Source organism: Sorangium sp. So ce375 (genome assembly GCF_051473855.1).
In the GTDB taxonomy this organism is placed as follows: Bacteria; Myxococcota_A; Polyangia; order Polyangiales; family Polyangiaceae; genus Sorangium.
The window spans coordinates 10566012-10585894 of the sequence record NZ_CP150335.1 but is presented as its reverse complement, the minus strand read 5'-3'; the positions used below and the strand labels follow the sequence as shown (position 1 = coordinate 10585894).

Annotated in this window: 15 protein-coding genes; 11 read left to right on the top strand and 4 right to left on the bottom strand. The window is 70.8% G+C overall.

Annotated elements, in window-relative coordinates:
- Positions 1-6 precede the first annotated feature (6 nt).
- Both WME90_RS39570 and WME90_RS39565 read left to right on the top strand, forming a co-directional pair.
- A complete protein-coding gene (locus WME90_RS39570) occupies positions 7-1188 on the top strand; it encodes a thiolase family protein (protein WP_437277256.1) in 1182 nt (393 codons plus the stop codon).
- A gap of 110 nt (positions 1189-1298) precedes the next feature.
- Positions 1299-1556: a BolA/IbaG family iron-sulfur metabolism protein gene (locus WME90_RS39565; protein ID WP_437277255.1), complete on the top strand. Its 258-nt coding sequence runs from the start codon at positions 1299-1301 to the stop codon at positions 1554-1556.
- A gap of 139 nt (positions 1557-1695) precedes the next feature.
- Here the strand turns inward: WME90_RS39565 and WME90_RS39560 are convergent, their stop codons facing one another.
- Positions 1696-2292, bottom strand: coding sequence for a DUF4215 domain-containing protein (locus tag WME90_RS39560; RefSeq protein WP_437277254.1), 597 nt, complete (start codon positions 2290-2292; stop codon positions 1696-1698).
- Between the two features lie 378 nt (positions 2293-2670).
- On the opposite strand from WME90_RS39560, the gene WME90_RS39555 reads away from it, so the two are divergent.
- The 5 genes from WME90_RS39555 (at position 2671) to WME90_RS39535 (ending at position 10086) form a co-directional block, all read left to right on the top strand.
- On the top strand, positions 2671-4746 hold the full coding sequence (locus WME90_RS39555; RefSeq protein ID WP_437277253.1) for an OmpA family protein: 2076 nt from the start codon (positions 2671-2673) through the stop codon (positions 4744-4746).
- 80 nt (positions 4747-4826) lie between these two features.
- On the top strand, positions 4827-5360 hold the full coding sequence (locus tag WME90_RS39550; protein ID WP_437277252.1) for a hypothetical protein: 534 nt from the start codon (positions 4827-4829) through the stop codon (positions 5358-5360).
- A gap of 81 nt (positions 5361-5441) precedes the next feature.
- The gene (locus WME90_RS39545) at positions 5442-7247 is read left to right on the top strand and encodes an acyl-CoA mutase large subunit family protein (RefSeq protein WP_437277251.1); all 1806 of its coding nucleotides are present in this window, start codon (positions 5442-5444) and stop codon (positions 7245-7247) included.
- A gap of 301 nt (positions 7248-7548) precedes the next feature.
- Positions 7549-9288, top strand: a complete 1740-nt coding sequence (locus WME90_RS39540; RefSeq protein WP_437277250.1) for an ABC transporter substrate-binding protein — start codon at positions 7549-7551, stop codon at positions 9286-9288.
- Between the two features lie 144 nt (positions 9289-9432).
- Positions 9433-10086 (top strand): hypothetical protein, encoded by a 654-nt coding sequence (locus tag WME90_RS39535; protein ID WP_437277249.1) that lies wholly within the window; start codon positions 9433-9435, stop codon positions 10084-10086.
- Between the two features lie 60 nt (positions 10087-10146).
- Here the strand turns inward: WME90_RS39535 and WME90_RS39530 are convergent, their stop codons facing one another.
- The 3 genes from WME90_RS39530 to WME90_RS39520 form a co-directional block, all read right to left on the bottom strand.
- On the bottom strand, positions 10147-10821 hold the full coding sequence (locus tag WME90_RS39530) for a PE-PGRS family protein (RefSeq protein WP_437277248.1): 675 nt from the start codon (positions 10819-10821) through the stop codon (positions 10147-10149).
- A 180-nt stretch (positions 10822-11001) separates the two neighbouring features.
- Positions 11002-12231 carry an AAA family ATPase gene (locus WME90_RS39525; RefSeq protein WP_437277247.1) on the bottom strand — a complete coding sequence of 410 codons (1230 nt, stop codon included), beginning with the start codon at positions 12229-12231 and terminating at the stop codon, positions 11002-11004.
- 68 nt (positions 12232-12299) lie between these two features.
- Positions 12300-13244 (bottom strand): FKBP-type peptidyl-prolyl cis-trans isomerase, encoded by a 945-nt coding sequence (locus tag WME90_RS39520; protein WP_437277246.1) that lies wholly within the window; start codon positions 13242-13244, stop codon positions 12300-12302.
- A gap of 217 nt (positions 13245-13461) precedes the next feature.
- Here WME90_RS39520 and ppdK point away from each other — a divergent pair, with 217 nt between their 5' ends.
- The 4 genes from ppdK (at position 13462) to WME90_RS39500 (ending at position 19781) form a co-directional block, all read left to right on the top strand.
- Positions 13462-16227 (top strand): pyruvate, phosphate dikinase, encoded by a 2766-nt coding sequence (ppdK, locus tag WME90_RS39515; protein WP_437277245.1) that lies wholly within the window; start codon positions 13462-13464, stop codon positions 16225-16227.
- 203 nt (positions 16228-16430) lie between these two features.
- Entirely contained in the window at positions 16431-17975 is a 1545-nt protein-coding gene (locus WME90_RS39510) for a hypothetical protein (RefSeq protein WP_437277244.1), read from the top strand.
- 88 nt (positions 17976-18063) lie between these two features.
- Positions 18064-18795, top strand: a complete 732-nt coding sequence (locus WME90_RS39505; protein WP_044966827.1) for a PspA/IM30 family protein — start codon at positions 18064-18066, stop codon at positions 18793-18795.
- A 284-nt stretch (positions 18796-19079) separates the two neighbouring features.
- Complete coding sequence (locus tag WME90_RS39500; RefSeq protein WP_437277243.1) at positions 19080-19781, top strand: hypothetical protein; 702 nt, start codon at positions 19080-19082, stop codon at positions 19779-19781.
- Positions 19782-19883 lie beyond the last annotated feature (102 nt).

Genomic DNA, 19883 nt, shown 5'->3' with positions numbered 1-19883 from the left:
AACGCCATGGTCGACGTCGTAATTGCAGAGGCCGTCCGCTCGGCCGTTGGCCGGGCCCACAAAGGGTCGCTTGCGCTGAAGCGCCCCGACGAGCTCGCCGGCGAGGTCGTCGCCGCGCTGCTCCAGCGTGTCCCGCAGGTGAAGCCGGAGGACGTCGAGGACCTCGTCCTCGGCTGCGCCATGCCGGAAGGCGAGCAGGGGCTCAATATCGCGCGCGTCGTCTCGCTGCTCGGCGGGATGGCGCAGGAGGGATCCGCGATCACCATCAACCGCTTCTGCTCGAGCGGGCTCCAGGCGATCGCGAGCGCGGCGGGCAGCATCGCGATGGGATCGCTCGACATCGCCGTCGCCGGGGGCGTCGAGTCGATGACGATGGTCCCGATGACCGGCAACAAGCTGAGCGCGTCGCCGGAGGCGATGGAGCGGTGTCCGACGGTGTACACGCCGATGGGCATCACCGCGGAGAACGTGGCGAACCGCTTCCAGGTGAGCCGCGCCGACCAGGACGCGTTCGCGCTGAAGAGCCACCAGAAGGCGGCGGCGGCCCGCGCGGCCGGGCGCTTCGAGGACGAGATCGTCACCGTGAAGGGGGTGCGCTTCGAGAACGGCAAGCGCGCGACCTTCGACTTCCGCACCGATGAGCTGATCCGCAAGGAGACGACGGCGGAGGCGCTCGCGGGGCTGAAGCCGTCGTTCGCGGCGAAGGGGAGCGTCACGCCGGGCAACAGCTCGCCGCTGTCGGACGGCGCCGCCGCCGCGCTCGTGATGAGCAAGGCGAAGGCGGACGCGCTCGGCGTGAAGCCGCTCGGGTACTTCCGGGCGTTCGTGACCGTCGGCGTCGACCCCGCCGTCATGGGGATCGGCCCGGTGCCCGCGGTGCGCAAGCTGCTCGCGAAGACGGGGCTGAAGATGGCCGACATCGACGTCTTCGAGGTCAACGAGGCGTTCGCCTCGCAAGCCGTCTACGTGCAGCGGACGCTCGAGATCCCCGAGGAGAAGCTCAACGTGAACGGCGGCGCGATCGCGCTCGGCCACCCGCTCGGGTGCACCGGCGCGAAGCTCACCGCGACCGCGCTCTACGAGCTGCGCCGGCGCGGCGGCCGGTACGCCGTCGTGACGATGTGCATCGGCGGCGGCATGGGCGCGGCCGGCCTGATCGAGCTGGCCGGCGCGACCGCGCGCGGCTGATCGCTCCGCGCCGATCCCGCGCCGGAGATCCCGTCGACAGCGCGCCCCGCCGCGGCCCGAGCCCTGCGCTCCGGCTTTCCCGCGGCGGGGCGATCGCCTATACATCGCCCATGCCGAGCCACCTGACGACCTTTCAGGGGTCGATCCCCGAGGCCCTGAAGCGCGCCATCGAAGAGAAGATCGAGGGCTCCACCGCCGAGGTGACCGGCGGCGGGGGGCACTTCAACCTGGTCGTGACCTCGCCGGTGTTCGCCGGCAAGAGCATGCTGGAGAGCCAGCGGCTGGTCTACGGGGCGATCGCCCACCTCATGGCCGGCGACCAGGCGCCCGTCCACGCGATCGACAGCCTAAAAACGCGCACCCCCTGAGCGAGCGGGGCGCACCCGCTGCGGATACGGGCCCACCTCGACGTTTTCGGTGCTCGGCGTACCGGAGTACGCCTGCGCGCCGAAAACGCCGATCTGGGCCCGTCTCCTGTGCGGGTGCGCCCCGCTCGGCTGACGCGGATCAGCGATCGGAGGCGTGACGTCGGTCGCCCTCGACGTGGCAGGTGCTGCTGCAGCCGTCGCCGTTGGCGGTGTTGCCGTCGTCGCACTCCTCCAGCCGCGCTTCGATGCCGTCGCCGCAGACGGGGACGCAGGCGCTGGGCTCACCGCTGCAGGTGTAGCCGGGCTCGATGGCGCAGCCCGCGTCGCAGCCGTCCTCGCTCCGGACGTTGCCGTCGTCGCAGGTTTCGGTGCCGCCCACCGCGCCGTCGCCGCACCCACCGGCCTCGGCGCCGCCACCACCGTTGCCGCCGCCGTGGCCGCCATCGCCGTGGCCGCCATTGCCGTGGCCGCCATCGCCGCTGCCGCCGCCGTGGCCGCCATCGCCGCTGCCGCCGCCGTGGCCGCCATCGCCGCTGCCGCCGCCATCGCCGCTGCCGCCGCCGTGGCCGCCGTCGCCAGCGCCGCCCGCGCCCGCGCCCGCCGTCGTCGCGCTCGAGCCGTCCGCGCTCGACGCAGCCTCTCCGGTCCCGCCGGCGCCGTCGCTCGCGCCTCCCTCTCCGCACGCGAGCAGCGCCGTCGCCGCGAGCACCGCGGCCGTCCCAGTCCACCTCGTCATCAGCATCTATCTCTCCAGGCGCGAGGTCTACGAGCGACGGTGGCCTCCCTCGACCCGCGAGCCCGCGCCGAGCACCTGTCGCCCCGATCTCTCACGGAATACTCCGCTCCGGTGGTCAGGACAACTTCACCCCACCGGAGGTCCCGGCGCGCGGCCGCGCGGCGTGTCGGCGCGCGTCAGCGTGTAATTCCCGGTGGATCGCCGGCTCCGCCGAGGGGGAGGTGGGCGCGCCCCGGGCTCAGCAGGGCGTCACCCTCGCTCGCGCCGCGAGCCCGCCGCGCCGTCTGTTTGACACCGGAATTCGCGCGGTGGTACGTGGCGCCGGGCGCCCCCACGCGCTCGCCCGACAGCGACCTCACGACCCCGAGGACCCCTCCCATGACGCCTCGTTCCCCGTTGCTCCCCGCCGAACCGCTCCCAGGCGCTCCTGGGGCGAACGACGCCCGGCTCCCGGCGCTTTCGGCCCAGGCGCGCCCCGGTCGAGCCTCCCGCCTGGGCGCCGGGCTGCTCTCCTTCGTCCTCGGCGCCGCGATGACCGCCGCCTCCGCAGGCGACGCCGCTGCCCAGACGCGCACGGGTGATGGCGCCAACGGCGATGGCATGGACCTGCACCTGTTCCGCCCCGCGGTCGACTCCAAGGGGCTCTTCTCTGTCAACGGCGCGGACATCCTCGGCGCGAACGACATCAGCCTCGGGCTCGTGCTCGATTACGGGCACAACATCCTGCCGCTCACTGAGAACGACCAGAAAACGGACGTGATGCTCAATCACGCGTTCCAGGGGACGTTCCAGTTCGATTACGGCATCGCGAACTTCCTGGTCGTCGGGCTCTCGGTCCCGGTGGTGCTCAACGGGGGCAAGAAGATCAACGACATCGGCCCGGGCCCCGGCGCCAACTACAACGACGACCTGCTCGAAGCGCAGGCGCTCGGCAACCTGGCGGTCCACGGGAAGGTGCGCGTGCTCCGCCCCGATCAGGACGTGATCGGGCTCGCGGTGATCGCCCAGGCCGGCGTCGGGGTCGGCGGGTCCGAGGATTTCGCGTCGGATCCGGGGTTCTTCTTCTGGCCGCAGATCGTGCTGGAGAAGCGGCTCGGCACGACCAACCCGTTCCGCATCGCGGCGAACGTCGGCTACCGCGGTCACACCGGGAAGAACCCCTCGTTCGGCCGGCGCGAGGACGGCACGACCTTCCAGCTCAAGCACGGGGACCTCGAGTACTCCGACCTGATCACCGCCGGGTTCGGGATGAGCTACCGCGTCCTCACGCCGCTCGATCTCGTGGCCGAGACCTACCTGACCCAGCAGGTCGGCGGCGGCGACAGCGCCGACCAGAAGCTGTCGGCCGAGGCGATCGGCGGCATCAAGCTCTTCATCGAGCGGAACAGCTTCCTCATGCTCGGCGCCGGCGTCGGGTACACGCCCGGGTTCCAGTCCGCGGCGCAGCGCGCGACGATCGGGTTCGTCTTCGAGCCGTCCATCGGCGATCGGGACGGCGACGGCATCAAGGACGATCAGGACGACTGCCCCGACGAGCCGGAGGACTACGACGGCTTCCAGGACACGAAGGCGGACTCGCCGCCCGGGAAGTACGGCTGCCCGGATCCGGACAACGACGAGGACGGCATCCTCGACGTCGACGACCGCTGCCCGAACAACCCGGAGGACCGCGACGGCGACGAGGACGACGACGGCTGCCCGGAGGGGAGCGACGGCGATCGCGACGGCGACGGCATCCTCGACTCGCGCGACAAGTGCCCGGACGACCCGGAGGACCGCGACGGCTTCCAGGACAAGGACGGGTGCCCGGATCCGGACAACGACAAGGACGGCATCCCCGACAAGTCCGACCAGTGCCCGAACGACCCCGAGGACAAGGACGACTTCGAGGACGAGGACGGGTGCCCGGAGCCCGACAACGACAGGGACGGCATCCCGGACGTGGCCGACAAGTGCCCGAACGATCCGGAGACGTTCAACGGCCTCGAGGACGAGGACGGGTGCCCGGACAAGGGCAACGTCGTGATCGAGGAGAACAACATCGTCATCCTCGAGAAGATCCAGTTCGCGACCGGCAGCGCCGAGATCCTCCCGGAGTCGTTCGGCATCGTGCAAGCGGTGGCCGAGACGCTGAAGCACCACCCGGAGTTCACGATGATCGAGGTGCAGGGGCACGCCGACGAGCGCTCGGCCGACGCGTACAACCTCAAGCTGACCCAGGCCCGCGCGGACGCGGTCGCCGCGGCGCTCGCGCAGCGCGGCGTCAACAAGAACAGCGTGCGCTCGATGGGCTACGGCGAGTACTGCCCGCTCGACCCCGCCCACAACGCGGCGGCCTGGGAGAAGAACCGGCGCGTCGAGTTCAAGGTCGTGCGGACCGACAAGGGGCCGACCAACGTGGAGCTCGGCTGCGCCCTGGCGCGATCCAAGGGCGTCATCCCGCCGCCGCCCTGAGCAAGTGCGGCGTCGCCCCGAGCGGGAGCACGGCGCCGCCGATCTGGACAGGACCTGTCGGGCCGGGAGAGAGTGAGCCCATGAAGGCCCGCGCCAGGCGCTCCGCTGTCACCCAGCTCACCGCCGCGGCGCTCGCGGTTGCGAGCGCCGCCGCCGCGCTCGCCATGGCGGCGAGCGGCTGCATCGACACCGACGCCGCCGTGTTCGTCGAGCCGTCCATCGCGGCGCCCGAGGCGACCGTCTCCTCGAACGCGCTCGGCACCGGCCTCACGGCGAGCTTCGCGCTCAAGCTCCACCTGGGCTCGCGTGCGAGCGGGCCCAGCAGCGTCGCGGTGCGCACCTTCGCGATCACGAGCGCCGATCAGAAGACCTCGATCGTCCAGCCGCTCCCCGTCGAGACCACGACGGCGCTGCCGGTCGAGGTCGCTCCGGGCAGCGACGTCACCGTGGCGTTCACCGTCGACACCGGCGCCGAGGGAGGGACGCTCCCGGCCGACGCGGCGGCGACGCTCTGCGCCGCGGAGGGGATCCGCATCACGGGCGCGATCGAGGACTCGCTGGAGGACGGGGCGACGCCGCTCGCCTCCGACGTGTTCCACGCGCGCTGCCCCTGAGGCGCCGCGCGCCCTCCGCGCCGCCGCGTTCGCCGGCATTGCCCGGCGTCATCGCGTGCGCCCCGCGCTAACATGCCGGCCATGGCGTCTCGAGAGCTCACCCCCCCTCCGGAGACCGCGGCGGATCGCGCGCCCGGGTCCCCGGACAACGCCGACGAGCGCGGCGGCGACGCGCTCCGTTCCACGAACGGCGGGGGCGGCGAGGGGGTCGCGCTCGACGAGGCAGGCCTAGAGGCGCTCCGGCGCGCGGTGGCCGCGTGGCGGGCAGGCCCGGTCGCCGAGGCGTCGGCGCGCTTTCCGCCCCGGAGCGAGCGCTTCACCACCTGGAGCGGCATCGACGTGCCCGACCTCGCGACCCCGGCCGACGCGCCGGTCGACCACGCGGCGGATCTCGGGCTGCCCGGGGAGTACCCGTTCACGCGGGGCGTCCAGCCGACGATGTACCGCGGCAGGCTCTGGACGATGCGGATGTTCGCGGGCTTCGGCACGCCGGAGCAGACGAACGCGCGGTTCAAATACCTGCTCGCGGAGGGGCAGACGGGCCTCTCGACCGCCTTCGATTTCCCGACCCTCATGGGCTACGACTCGGATTCTCCGAGGTCGCTCGGCGAGGTCGGGATGTGCGGTGTCGCGGTCGACACGCTCCGCGACATGGAGGTGCTCTTCGACGGCATCCCGCTCGATCAGGTGACGACGTCGATGACCATCAACGGCCCCGCCGCCGTGCTGCTCGCGTTCTATATCGCGCTCGCCGACAAGCGGGGGATCCCGCGGAGCCGCATCGGCGGCACCGTGCAGAACGACTGCCTCAAGGAGTTCATCGCCCAGCACGCCTGGCTCGTGCCCCCGCGCCCGGCGATGCGCGTCGTGACCGACATGATCGAGTTCTGCGCGCGCGAGGTGCCGCGGTGGAACTCGGTGTCGATCAGCGGATACCACATCCGGGAGGCGGGCTCGACCGCCGCGCAGGAGCTCGCGTTCACGCTCGCGGACGGGCTCGCCTACGTCGAGAGCTGCGTCGCGCGCGGCCTCGACGTCGACGCCTTCGCGCCGCGCCTGTCGTTCTTCTTCGACGTCCACAGCGATTTCTTCGAGGAGATCGCGAAGTTCCGCGCCGCGCGCCGCATGTGGGCGCGGTTCCTCAAGGTGCGGTACGGGGCGAAGAAGGCCGAGAGCATGAAGCTGCGGACGCACGCGCAGACGGCCGGCGTGTCGCTGACCGCGCAGCAGCCGTACAACAACGTGGTCCGCGTCTCGCTCCAGGCGCTCGCCGCCGTGCTCGGCGGGACCCAGTCGCTCCACACGAACTCGCTCGATGAGACGTACGCGCTCCCGACCGAGGAGAGCGTGACCATCGCCCTCCGGACGCAGCAGATCATCGCGCACGAGAGCGGGGTAGCGAACACCATCGATCCGCTCGGCGGGAGCTACTACGTGGAGTGGCTCACGGACCGCCTGGAGAGCGAGGCGCTCGCGTACATCCAGCGGATCGACGAGATGGGCGGGATGGTGGCCGCCATCGAGAAGGGGTATCCGCAGCGCGAGATCGCCGCCTCGGCCTATCGGTTCCAGCGAGAGCTGGAGTCGAACGAGCGGATCATGGTGGGCGTCAACCGCTACGCCGGGGCGGGCGAGAAGACGATCCCCCTCCTGCGCATCGACGAGGAGGTGCAGCGGGTGCAATGCGAGAACCTGGCCCGGGTCAAGGCCCAGCGCGACCAGGACCGGGTGCGGAGCGCCTTGGCGGAGGTGCGGAGCGCCGCGCGGGGCCGCGACAACCTGATGCCGCCCCTCATCGCGGCGGCCAGCGCGTACGCGACCGAACAGGAGATCTGCGACGTGCTGCGCGACGTCATGGGGACCTACAGCGATCCGGCCGAGTTTTGAGCGCGCGCGGGCGCGCGGGAAGGGGCGCGCCCGCGGCGTGCTGCGGCGCGCCGTGGGCGCCGGCGTGCGCATCCGAGCAGGTCGAGGGCGGCGCGGGGGCCGGGGAATCCCTCAACTCGTCAGGTTGACACTTCTCTACGTCGGCCGGTAGAGTGCGCCGGCGTCAGGTTGCCGCAGTCGCGGCTCATCCGTGGCGCCGCCGTACGGTCTGCATTTGTCGCTGCGCTGCGGCGCTGCGTTCTGTCGGTCGAGTGAGAGGATCGTCGTGGGCGACCGAGGTCGCCGCGTAGGGAGCAAGCTTATGAAGAGTCGATCCATGTCGCGCCGCATTTTTGCCCTTTCGGCGCTCGTCCTATCTGTCGGCGCCACGGCGGCCTGCGAATCCAAGCCCGAGTCCGGCGGCAAGGACCCCGCGGGCGGCACCACGGCCGCGCCCGGGGCCACGGGCGCGGCGAAGGGCGATGCGAAGGGCGGCGCGAAGTTCGTCACCATCTCCAGGGAGCAGCAGGCGTCCTGGGTGCGCAACTTCAACCCCCTGCTCGGCGAGGGGGCCACGCGCTTCCCCACCGTCGCGGGCATCTACGAGCCCATGATCGTGTACAACACGATGAAGGGCGAGTTCGTGCCGTGGCTCGCCACGAAGTACGAGTGGAGCGACGCGAACAAGAAGCTCACCTTCACGACCCGCACCGAAGTCAAGTGGTCTGACGGACAACCCTTCTCGGCGAAGGACGTCGCCTTCACGTTCGGGCTCCTCAAGAAGTTCCCCGCGCTCGATCAGACGGGCGTCTGGAAGCTCATCGAGTCGGTCGAGGCCAAGAACGACACGACCGTCGAGTTCATCTTCAAGGAGCCCTTCGTGCCCGGGCTCCACTACATCGGCCACCAGCCGATCGTGCCGGAGCACAAGTGGAAGGACGTCGCCGACCCGGTCACGTTCACGAACGAGAACCCCGTCGCGACGGGCCCCTTCACCGAGGTGAAGACGTTCCAGAACCAGATCTACGAGCTCGGCAAGAACCCGAACTACTGGCAGAAGGGTAAGCCGGCGGTCGAGGGGCTGCGCTTCCCGGCGTACCCGGGCAACGACCAGGCGAACCTGGCGCTCATCAACGGCGAGGTCGACTGGGCCGGCAACTTCGTCCCCGACATCGACAAGACCTACGTCTCCAAGGACCCGGAGAACAACCACTACTGGTTCCCGCTCGTCGGCGGCACCGTGACGCTCTACCCGAACGCCACGAAGAAGCCGTTCAACGACATCAAGCTGCGCAAGGCCATCAGCATGGCCATCGACCGCGCCCAGATCGCGAAGATCGCGGTCAACGGCTACACGGTCGGCGCGGACGGGACCGGGCTCGACGACGCCTACGGGCGCTGGCGCAACGAGAAGGCCGCCGCGGCCGGCGACTGGACGACCTTCGACGTGGCCAAGGCGAACGCCCTCCTCGACGAGGCCGGCTACGCCAAGGGCTCCGACGGCATCCGCGCGAAGGACGGCAAGCCGCTGAAGTTCGACATCAACGTCGTGACCGGCTGGTCCGACTGGGTGCGCGCGGTCCAGATCACCACGCAGAGCCTGAAGGCCGTCGGCATCGAGGCCACGCTGAAGACGTACGACTTCAGCGCGTTCTTCGAGGCGCTCCAGAAGGGCACGTTCGACATGTCGATGGGCTGGACCAACACCGAGCCCACGCCGTTCAACTACTACCGCGATCTCATGGCCCCGGAGTTCGTGAAGCCGGTCGGCGAGGTCACGAACCGCAACTGGCACCGCTTCTCCGCCAAGGAGGCCGAGCCGCTGTTCAAGAAGTTCGCGGCCGCGACGGATCCGGCGGAGCAGAAGAGCATCGTCGACGAGCTGCAGATGATCTACGCCGCGCAGGTGCCGGTCATCCCGCTGTTCAAGAACCCGTCCTGGGGCGAGTACAGCACGAAGCGCTTCGTCGGGTGGCCCAGCAAGGAGAACCCGTACGCGAAGCTGTCGCCGAACAACGCGCCGGACTACCTGCTCGTCCTGACCGAGATCAAGCCGAAGTGACGGCTCCTGCGCTGCGCGCCGGGTATCCGGCGCGCAGCGCGTGTGTCTCGGCCGACAGCGCCTAGAAGCGCTTCATCTCTCTTCCCACCTCAGACTCAGCACAAACCTTGGCCGCCGGCGGCGCCGGTGCGAAGATCGCACTGCATGCTCCCCTCGGGCGTCCAGATTGCACGCTTCGCTGCGCTCCTCTCCGGAGTCTTCCTCGCCGCCTGTAGCGGTAACCAGCACGCGGGCGCCGCTGCGTTCTGGGAAGGCGATACCGTCGATCCCGCCGCGCCGGCGGATCAGACGGAGACGGGCGCGAAGAAGAAGGCGCCCCGGCGGGCGCTCGGCGCGGCCGACGATTTCAGCGGGGCCCCGTCGACGCCCCAGGAGCGGGCGCCCTCGTCGTGGGTGGGCGTGCGGCACGATCTCTCGCTCGCGCGCGCCGAGTCGCGCAAGGAGCGCTGCAGCTGCCTGGCCGTGGAGGTGGGGGAAGCGCGCGATCCCAGGTTCCAGTGGGCGGCGGGCGCGCCCGAGACCGGGGCCGATACGCTGGCCATCGCGCTGAGCGCGCGCGGGGTGCCCTGTCCAGGCGGCGCTCCCGACGAGGAGAGCCGGCGGCCGTCGATTTCGGCGGTCGATCAGGAGGGGAGCGATATCGTCATCGAGGTCGAGGAGCTGCCCGCCGGGCGCCCGCTCGCGACAGGGGCCGTGATCCCGAGGCCCGCTCCGGGCGGGGCGATCTACGTGAAGGGGCGCAGCGCGAAGATCCCGTATGCGCGCGCCGTGGGTGGCGCGCGCTGCAAGGTCTACTGAGAAGCCCGCCCTATCGAGAGCCCGCCCTGCCGGGACAGGCGCTGAGTCGGGCGGACGGGCTCACTCGGGAGCGCCGGCGCAGATCCAGTCGCTGATTGTCTTGATATTGGCCTCGGACAGGGCCGGTGCCGGGGCCGGGGGCATGCGCTTGCCAGTGGCGCAGAGGTCCTTGCCGCGCAGCTCGTTGATGAGGTAGCTCTCGCTCGGCTTGCCCGGCACGACGAGCACCCTGCCGTTGCAGGTCGAGCTGGCTCCGTCGACCAGCTCGCCATGCGCCATGTTCGCGCGGAGGTCGAGGCCGGCGGCCGGCGCGTTCTGGCTGCCGTGGCAGGTCGCCCCCGCGCAGCTCGTGTTCAGGATCGTCCGCACCTGAGCGAAGGTCGCGGTGTCCGTGCCGCACGCGGGGTCGCTGGGGGCGGCGGAGCCGCCTTCACCGCTGCCACCCTCGCCGCTGGCGCCGCCCTGGCCGCCGGTGCCGCCGCCCTGGCCGTCGGGGCCGCCGCCCTGACCGCCGGTGCCGCCGCCCTGGCCGTCGGTCCCGCCGGTGCCGCCGCCCTGGCCGTCGGTCCCGCCGGTGCCGCCGCCCTGGCCCGCGCTGGTGCTGCTGGTCGTGCTGCTCGCGCCGCTGGTGGTGCTGCTGGTGCCGGTCTCGTCACCGTCGTCAGAGCAGGCAGCCGCCGCGAGCCCGATGGTCAGAGAGAGGACCAGTTGAAGTGCAGTTTTATGGGAGAACATGTGAGGACCTCTTTGACGCTGTGTTCGCGCGGCGAGCGCCGCGCCGTCAACTCGCGGAGGACCCTAGATGGCATTGCCGGTGTTCACAACGCATTTCACGAAATGAAAATAATTATCTTTATCGCGAGCTCGCGACGCTGCAATGCAATGATAGAACTGTACGGGGGCTTTGTTCGCCGGCTACGCGGAGAGCGCCTTCGAGGAGAGCAGCTCACCGGGATCGCGCTCGGCCATGTCCTCGAAGCGCGGGAGGTCGGCGAGCCGGCGCGCGATCGTGGCGGACGTCTCGGGGTCGCGCTGGAACACGACCGCGCGGCTGAGGCCCTGCTTCGACACCCCCCGGAGCAGCGCGGGCGAGTGCGTCGTCGCCACGATCTGGCAGACGGAGGGCCGCGCCGCCCCCTCGAGGAGCTGCGCGAGCAGGCCGGCGCGCTCGGGGTGCATGCCGGCGTCCGGGTCCTCGACGAGGAGGAGCGAGCCCTCCGGCGCGGTGAGCACGCCGGCGATCTTGCCGAGCGCGCGCAGCGCGCCGTCCGGGAGGCTCGGCGCCGGGACGCGGGCGCCGCCCCTCTCGACGAGCACCATCATCACGTCGCCGAGGCCCGTCTCCGCGAACTCGATATCTTCGATCTCGGGCGCGAAGATCGAGCGCACCCAGCCGAGCACGTCGGCCTTGTGCTCGGCCTCCTGACAGAGCCAGCGGAGCACGGCGGAGAGGTTCTGCCCGCCAGCGCCGAGGTTCTCGATCTCGTGCGGCACGTAACCCCTCATCCGCGAAGGATCGATGTCGAGCGACAGCGTGCTCCGCATCGCGACCTGGAGCGCGTTGCAGAGCGGGATGACGTCCGAGAGGCTCACGTCGTCGCCGCGCCCGCGGTGGTGCTCTATCTGGCCGAGCAGGCTGCGCCGCGCGGGGTTGCGATCCATGGAGGCGATCCTCATCGAGCGGCCCTTCTTCGACGCCGCCTTCATCGCGCCGCCCGAGGTGAACCCCTCCAGCCCCTTCAGCGCCGACGCCGGCGTGTCGAAGAGCGGGCCCCCTGCCGACTTCGCCTCGAGCGACTCGTGCTCCACGATCACGTCAGGCTCGACCTGACACGTGATCTTGTGTGTGAGCTCCTCCCTCCCGATCGTCCATCGGCTCTCGATGGTGAACGATTTCGCCCCCCGGTGCGTGGCCCCCTGCGTGCCGCCGCGCAGGCCGGGCCACACCTCGCGCCTGCCGTCGACGCGGCCGCGGAAGACGTCGCACAGGGGCAGATCCAGCCCGACGCCCTGCAGGAAGCGCAGGGCGTCGAGGAAGTTGCTCTTCCCGGAGCCGTTGGCCCCGAGCAGCAGCGTGAAGGGGGACAGCTCCACCGTTTGATCGGCGAAGCTCTTGAAGTTCCTGAGTCGGATGGATGTCAGCATGCCTGGCCGCTCGCAGCCATCATGTGACCAGGCAGTCGGCCGGATGTAAAGCGCCGGCCGAAGAAGGCTCAGCGAAAGTCGATGAGCTCGATGTCGAACACCAGCATACCGGCGGGCGCGCCGGGGCGTGTGGGCTTGTCGCCGTAAGCGAGGTCGGCCGGTATCCAGAATCGCGCCTTCTCGCCTTTCACCATCAGCTGTACGCCCTCGGTCCACCCCTTGATCACGCCACCCACCGGGAAGGTGGCCGGTTCGTCGCGGACGATGGAGCTGTCGAACATCTTCCCGTCGGTCGTCCAGCCCGTGTAGTGGACGGTGACGCGGCTCGTCGGCTTCGGGTGCTCGGTGCCCGTGCCCTTCTGCAGGACCTGGTAGGCGAGCCCGGAGGCGGTCTTCGTCGCGCTCTTCGGCGGCGCCTTCACGTCCTTCGGCACGGGCGGGGGCTTCGGCGCGGCGGCGAAGTCGAGCAGCTCGACATCGAACACAAGCATTCCGGCCGGGGCGCCCGGCTGGGCCGGCTTGTCGCCGTACGCGAGGGCGCCGGGGATCCAGAGGCGGCGCTTCTCGCCCTTGCTCATGAGCTGGAGCGCTTCCGTCCACCCCTTGATCACGCCGCCCACCGGGAAGCTGGCCGGCTCGCCGCGGAGCGTGGAGCTGTCGAACATCTTCCCGTCCGTGGTCCACCCCGTGTAGTGGACCGTCACCTTGTCGTCGGGGCCGGGGTGCGCCTTGTCCTTGCCCGGCGTCAGCACCTTGAACGCGAGGCCCGACGCCGTCTTCTGCGCGTCGGCGGGCGGCGCCGCGACGTCCGGCGGCGCGGGCAGGCCGGCGGGCTCTGCGGGCTCTGCGGGCTGCTGCGGCGTGGCGGCGGGCTCGGGCGTGGGCGGCGGCGGGGCCGGCTTGACCGAGACGCTCACCGGCGCGTCGGCGGTCGCCTGCGAGGCAGGCTTCTGGTCGCACGCGGTGAGGGGTACGGCGAACATTGCAACGAGGACGAGGGAGAAGCGCTTCATGCGCGGCTTCATAGCTCGTCCGCCGTCGAGAGCCGGTATTTTTGTGAGGCGCACGCCGCAGTTCCGACGGCTCTGGATCTGACAGCGGTCGTCGACGGTCGGCCGTCCGACGGACGTCTGCGGACGTCTGCGGACGTCTGCGGACGTCTGCGGACGTCCATTCCGCCGTTCGACGGATCTCGACCTGACTGCGAGGACGATCTAGCGTGCCCCCGCCATGGGGAGATCGATATATTTCTTCGGCGCAGGTCAGGCGGACGGGGACGCACAGCAGAAGGATCTGCTCGGCGGAAAGGGCGCGGGGCTCGCCGAGATGACCCGCCTCGGCATCCCGGTACCGCCGGGCTTCACGGTCACCACCGAGGTCTGCAACGCCTACTACGCCGCAGGCAAGGTGCTCCCCGCCGGCGTCGAGGACGAGATCAAGGCGGCGATCGGTCGGCTGGAGTCGCTGCGCGGCGCGCGGTTCGGCAGCGCCGATGCGCCGCTGCTCGTGTCGGTCCGCTCGGGCGCGCGCGCGTCGATGCCGGGAATGATGGATACCATCCTGAACCTCGGCCTGAACGACGAGATCGCGCAGGGGCTCGCGCGGCGCACCGGCAGCGAGCGATTCGCGCTGGACGCCTATCGGCGGTTCATCCTGGCGTATGCCGATATCGTGCTCGGCGTGCCCCGCGACCGCTTCGAGGATGCGCTCGGCCGCGCGCGCAGGCAGGCGGCCGCGAAGCTCGGCGTCGACGCGACGCGCCTGAACTCCGCCGAGCTCGAGCGCAAGGTGCCCGATTCCCTGCTCGATCCGGAGTCGCTCGCGGCCCTGATCCAGCGCCAGAAGGATATCGTCCTCGGGGCGACGGGTCGCCCGTTCCCCGATGATCCGGCTGCGCAGCTCTGGGGGGCGATCCGCGCCGTATTCGATAGCTGGAAGAACCACCGGGCCGAGGTGTACCGGAAGATTCATGATATCCCGGAGGCCTGGGGGACGGCTTGCACCATCCAGGTGATGGTGTTCGGCAACCTGGGCGACGACTCCGGCACGGGCGTCGCATTCACGCGCGATCCGTCGACAGGGGAGCGGCGCTTCTACGGCGAGTGGCTCCCCAACGCGCAGGGCGAGGACGTCGTGGCGGGGGTGCGCACGCCGCATCCCCTGTCGCTGACCGGCACCGGCGCGGGCGGCGCGGACGACGGGAGCTCGCTCGAGGCGCGGATGCCCGCGGTGTACGCGGAGCTCTTCGCGGTGCAGGGCAAGCTCGAGCAGCACTTCCGCGAGGTGCAGGATCTGGAGTTCACGATCCAGCAGAACGAGCTCTTCCTGCTCCAGTGCCGCGCCGCCAAGCGCACGGGCCGCGCGGCCGTGCGCATCGCGGTCGAGATGGCCAAGGAGGGCCTGATCAGCCAGCGCGAGGCCATCCTGCGGGTGGATCCAGGCTCGATCGATCAGCTGCTGCACCCGAGCATCGACCCGAGCGCGCCGAAGGAGCTGCTCGCGCGCGGCCTCCCGGCGAGCCCCGGGGCGGCGACGGGTCAGGTGGTGTTCAGCGCGGACGAGGCGGAGCGGCGCGCCGGCCAGGGCAGGGCGGTGATCCTCGTGCGCTCCGAGACGTCGCCGGAGGACATCCACGGGATGAAGGCGGCGCGCGGCATCCTGACGGCCCGGGGCGGCATGACGAGCCACGCGGCCGTGGTCGCGCGGGGGATGGGCAAGAGCTGCGTCGCCGGTTGCTCGGCCATCAGCGTGAGCCAGGGCCGGATGGCGGTGACGACCTACGACGACCACGGGCGCACGACCGGCGCGATCACGGTGAAGGACGGCGACCTGATCACGCTCGACGGCGGCACCGGCACCGTCTACCTCGGGGCGGTGCCGACCGTCCCGGCGGCGCTGAGCGACGAGTTCGGGGAGCTCATGGCCTGGGCCGACGCGGTCCGGCGCCTCCGGGTGCGGTCGAACGCCGACACGCCGCACGACGCCAGGACGGCGCGCAACTTCGGCGCCGAGGGCATCGGGCTCTGCCGCACCGAGCACATGTTCTTCGACGAGGAGCGCATCCAGGCGATGCGCGAGATGATCCTCGCGGACAGCGAGCTCGGGCGGCGGCGCGCGCTCGCGAAGCTGCTCCCGTTCCAGCGCAGCGATTTCCTGGGCGTCTTCCGGGAGATGGCCGGTCTGCCCGTGACGATCCGGCTGCTCGATCCGCCGCTGCACGAGTTCTTGCCGCAGGACGAGGCGCAGCTCGCTCAGCTCTCGAGGGCGACGGGCGTCTCCGCGGAGGATCTCCGGCACAAGAGCGAGGAGCTCGCCGAGTACAACCCCATGCTGGGCCACCGCGGCTGCCGCCTGGCGATCACGTCGCCGGAGATCTACGAGATGCAGGCGCGCGCCATCCTCGAGGCGGCGTGCGAGGTCGCGGCGGCGGGCATTGAGGTGGAGCCCGAGATCATGATCCCGCTCAGCATGACCCGACGAGAGCTCTCCCTGACGCGCGCGCTCGTCGAGGAGGTCGCGGAGAAGGTCTTCGCCGAGAAGGGGAGGCGGGTCGACTTCCGGTTCGGGACGATGATCGAGCTCCCGCGCGCCGCGCTCAGGGCCGGCGAGCTGGCCGAGGAGTCGGAGTTCTTCAGCTTCGGCACGAACGATCTCACGCAGACGACGCTGGGCATCTCGCGCGACGACGCGGGCCGGTTCCTCGGCGCGTACGTCGAGGCCGGCGTCTTCGCGAAGGATCCGTTCCAGTCGCTGGACGTGGCCGGCGTCGGAGAGCTCGTGGAGATCGGCCGGGATCGAGGGCGCGCCGTACGGCCCGGCCTGAAGCTCGGTGTCTGCGGCGAGCACGGCGGCGATCCGAGCTCGATTGCGTTCTTCGAGCGGGCCGGGCTCGATTACGTATCTTGCTCCCCGTTCCGCGTCCCCATCGCGCGCCTGGCCGCGGCGCAGGCGGCGCTCGCGGCGGAGGCCGCGAGAGGTCCGCGCGCGACGGATTGACACCCATCGTCCGGTGAACATATGCCCGGACAGGGCGGCGGGACATCCGTTCTCACGAGCGTTATTTGATTATGCTCGTGCGAGCTTTGGTATCTCGCCAAGTCTGCTAAAACAGGAACCTCGCTGTTCATCGCCGGTGTCTCGCCGGGCGCGCCAGGCCGCCCGAGCCGCTCCACCGCGCGCTGGCGAGACATGGAGGTTTCATGCGTCATCTCGGCGTCTCCTCTACGCTTCTCGCTCTCCTTGGGGCTGCGACCTCGGGTGTGTTCGTCGCGGTCGGCTGCAATGCCTCGGCCCCGCGCATCGACTTCGTCGCGAGCGGCGGCGCGTCTGGGGACGGCGGCGGCGGCGGCGCGGCCGGGGGCGCCTCCGAGGGCGGCAGCGGCAGCGGCAGCGGTGAATTCATCCCGGAGACCGGCCCTGGCGGGTTCATCCCGCCCGACGACGGCGGGGTCGATGCGGCCGTGAACCCCTGCGGCACCCAGTGCGGTACGGAGGAGCTCTGCGATCTCAACCACCTCGGGCTCGACGACGACTGCGACGGTCAGGTCGACGAGACGTGCTCCTGCCTCGCGGGGCAGGCGCACGCGTGTTTCATGGGCGATCCGTCGTACCGCGGGGCGGAGGGGTGTTTTCCGGGCACCGAGCTTTGCAACGAGGTGGGCGTCTGGGGGCCGTGCATCGGCGGCCGCCACGCGACCGAGGCCTGCTTCAGCGAGAACCCCGGCGGGTGCCACGCGCTCCGCGTGCCTCCGTTCGCGGACGTGGATCTGAAGGAGGGGACAGGCACGTTCGGCGTGGACGCCGAGCCTGGTTCGGAGACCTGGGAGGTCGTCTGCCCGGCGGGCATCGATCCGTGTCCGGCCGTGTCCGGGGTGAGCCCGGCGGATGACTACAAACCGCTCCAGTCGGGGGAGTACAAAGTCATTTACACGAAGCGCCTCGCGGACGGCACGATCGACTCGTGCGAATACGCCCTTTACGTCGGCGCGCCCGGCCTGCGGGTCGAGCTCGAGTGGGAGCACGACCTCGGCGACGAAGGGGTGGATCTCGATCTGCACCTGCACGAGCCGGGCGAAACGCGGCCGTGGAAGGTCGCCGGCTCGTCGAGCGACTGCGGCTACAACAACTGCACCGTGGACACGCTCGGATCGGATCCGGAGCTCCGGTGGTTCAGCGACTCCGCGTCGCCGCCGGAGCCGGTGAGCTGGTATTTGGACCAGGAGGAGGCGAAGAACACGTGTTACTTCGCCCCTCGCGGCGCCGGACAGGCATGGCGCGAGCTCGGGCTGGGGTGCCACAACCCGCGGCTCGACATCGACAACATCACGTGCGACCCCGACGTCACGGACCCGGACGACGACGACTTTTGCGCGCCCGAGAACATCAACGTCGATTTTCCACCGTTCGGGAAGTGGACGCGGATCGGCGTCCATTACTACTCGGCGCACGGCCGGCACTACTCGGTTCACCCGCGGATCAAGATCTACTGCAATGGCTCCCTCGGGGCGGATCTCGGCCCGACGGGGTTCTACGACCCGGAGGCGCCCGTCACGTTCGCGTCGGCGGACGGGAGCACCCGGTACTGGCTGGTCGCCGACGTCGCGTTCGTCGACGGGGGCGAGTGCGGGGAGGACAGCTGCGTGGTGAGGCCGCTGTACGACGACGAGACGCTGAAGACCCCGCTGCTGACGACGCGGTCGTCCGTGGAGTCGAGCTTCGGTCCGGCGTACCCGCCGCCGCCCTGATCGCCGGTCTCCCTGGGGCCGCGGGGGCGCCCGCGGCCCCGCGTGCGGGCGCTTTACAGGGGCGGCGGGGCGGTGCACGCTAGCGTGCATGGGCATCTTCGACCGGATGGGAAAGGTCATCTCGAGCAACGTCAACGCGCTCCTCGACAAGGCGGAAGATCCGAAAAAGTCGCTGGATCTCATCGTCGAGGAGATGAAGGACCAGGTCCGCGCGGCGCGGAAGGAGCTGGTCGACGCGGTGGCGGCCGAGAAGGTGCTGCGCAAGAAGGTCGACGAGCTCGACGCCGAGGCGGAGAAGTGGGAGAAGCGCGCCGAGCTCGCGCTGAAGGCGAACGACGAGAAGCTCGCGCGCGAGGCGCTCGTCCAGAAGAAGCGGGTGGTGGGCGAGCGCGACCGCGCCGAGGCGATGCGCGCGGAGCAGCGCTCCGCCGTGCTCTCGATGAAGACCGAGCTCGAGCGCATGGAGGCCAAGCAGGAGGAGTTCCAGGCGCGGAAGGGCACGCTCGCGGCGCAGATCCAGCAGCAGCGCGCGGGCGGCGGCGCCGAGGGGCTCGGGGCGAGGGGCGGCCAGAGCGCCTTCTCCGAGTTCCGGCGCATGGAGGAGCAGGTCGAGGGGCAGGTGGCGCAGGTCGCGGCGTCGCGCGAGATCGAGGAGGCGATCTCCGGCGGCGGCCTGTCGGCGGCGGAGCTGGAGGCGAAGTTCGCCCAGCTCGAGCACGGCCGCGGCGGCGCTGGCGCCGGCAGCGCGGACAAGCCCGGCGGATCGGCGGTCGATGACGAGCTCGCCGCGCTGAAGAAGCGGATCCGGATCGGGTCCTGAGCGCCTGAGAAGAGAGCGGCAGGAGGGCGGGCAGCGGCGACCGTCCTCGCCGAACGCGCAGCGGCGCCGGCGCCTCAATCGAGCGTCATTCCGCCTCGGCGAGCATCCTTCCTTCGACAGGTGACGAAGGCTCCATCACGGAGCGGCGCGGGCGACATCCCGCTCATCGGCACATCGGCTGGGGACGCGTCGTGAGATGGCAGACTCAGCCGTATGGACCGATATTTTCGGCGTGCCTGTAGCTCATGTTACGCTGCTGCGCGTCACAGAGAGCCGAGGTGCGAATGAAGTGGATATCGATCGTCTTTCTTGGGTGCTTGCTGGTTGCCTGCGGGGACGACGAGCCCAGCTCTGGTAGCGGCGGCGCGGGCGCGGGCGGCAACGCGGAGGGCGGCGGCGGCGCGGGCGCGGGCGGCGCTGCGGAAGGCGGCGGCGGCGCGGGTGCGGGCGGCGCTGCGGAAGGTGGCGGCGGCGCGGGGGCAGGCGGCGCTGCGGAAGGCGGCGGCGGCGCGGGTACGGGCGGTAGTGCCGAAGGCGGCGGCGGCGCGGGCGCGGGCGGCAACGCGGAAGGCGGCGGCGGCGCGGGCGGCAACGCGGAAGGCGGCGGCGGCGCGGGCGACAGCGGCCTCGGTACGACGGAGCTCGCGATCGCCTCCGACGAAGCCGCCACGGCGGGGTGCGCGACGTTCGTGGACGGGGCCTGGGGCGTCGGGGAAACCGACTTCATCGGCGGCGAGCCCACGAACGACGATTGCGCCCTGGTGCCCGTGCTGGTTGATGGGAATCCCTACTGGATCGCGTCGCGCGAGTTCGACGGGGACATCCATATCGACCGCCTGGAGCACTCGTTCTCGACCGCGGCAGCGGCGATCAGCGTGGGGAGCTATTCGTTCGTCCTCCGCAACTTCACGTTCGAGGAGATCTTCACCGGAAGCCTCGAGGTGGCATACGTGACGGACGATGCCGTCACCCTGTCGATCGAATAGAGTCCGTGGCCCCTCACTCCTCGCCCCCGACGGCGCGCAGCTCGTCACGGCGGCGCCGCTCGAGCACCCATGGGCGCAAGGACCTGGCCCGGCGTGCTCGCA

Excerpts from the sequence above, each read along its gene's own strand:
- WME90_RS39570 (WP_437277256.1), top strand. The coding sequence starts at position 7 with ATGGTCGACGTCGTAATTGCAGAGGCCGTCCGCTCGGCCGTTGGCCGG.
- WME90_RS39565 (WP_437277255.1), top strand. The coding sequence starts at position 1,299 with ATGCCGAGCCACCTGACGACCTTTCAGGGGTCGATCCCCGAGGCCCTG.
- WME90_RS39560 (WP_437277254.1), bottom strand. The coding sequence starts at position 2,292 with ATGACGAGGTGGACTGGGACGGCCGCGGTGCTCGCGGCGACGGCGCTG.
- WME90_RS39555 (WP_437277253.1), top strand. The coding sequence starts at position 2,671 with ATGACGCCTCGTTCCCCGTTGCTCCCCGCCGAACCGCTCCCAGGCGCT.
- WME90_RS39550 (WP_437277252.1), top strand. The coding sequence starts at position 4,827 with ATGAAGGCCCGCGCCAGGCGCTCCGCTGTCACCCAGCTCACCGCCGCG.
- WME90_RS39545 (WP_437277251.1), top strand. The coding sequence starts at position 5,442 with ATGGCGTCTCGAGAGCTCACCCCCCCTCCGGAGACCGCGGCGGATCGC.
- WME90_RS39540 (WP_437277250.1), top strand. The coding sequence starts at position 7,549 with ATGAAGAGTCGATCCATGTCGCGCCGCATTTTTGCCCTTTCGGCGCTC.
- WME90_RS39535 (WP_437277249.1), top strand. The coding sequence starts at position 9,433 with ATGCTCCCCTCGGGCGTCCAGATTGCACGCTTCGCTGCGCTCCTCTCC.
- WME90_RS39530 (WP_437277248.1), bottom strand. The coding sequence starts at position 10,821 with ATGTTCTCCCATAAAACTGCACTTCAACTGGTCCTCTCTCTGACCATC.
- WME90_RS39525 (WP_437277247.1), bottom strand. The coding sequence starts at position 12,231 with ATGCTGACATCCATCCGACTCAGGAACTTCAAGAGCTTCGCCGATCAA.
- WME90_RS39520 (WP_437277246.1), bottom strand. The coding sequence starts at position 13,244 with ATGAAGCGCTTCTCCCTCGTCCTCGTTGCAATGTTCGCCGTACCCCTC.
- ppdK (WP_437277245.1), top strand. The coding sequence starts at position 13,462 with ATGGGGAGATCGATATATTTCTTCGGCGCAGGTCAGGCGGACGGGGAC.
- WME90_RS39510 (WP_437277244.1), top strand. The coding sequence starts at position 16,431 with ATGCGTCATCTCGGCGTCTCCTCTACGCTTCTCGCTCTCCTTGGGGCT.
- WME90_RS39505 (WP_044966827.1), top strand. The coding sequence starts at position 18,064 with ATGGGCATCTTCGACCGGATGGGAAAGGTCATCTCGAGCAACGTCAAC.
- WME90_RS39500 (WP_437277243.1), top strand. The coding sequence starts at position 19,080 with ATGAAGTGGATATCGATCGTCTTTCTTGGGTGCTTGCTGGTTGCCTGC.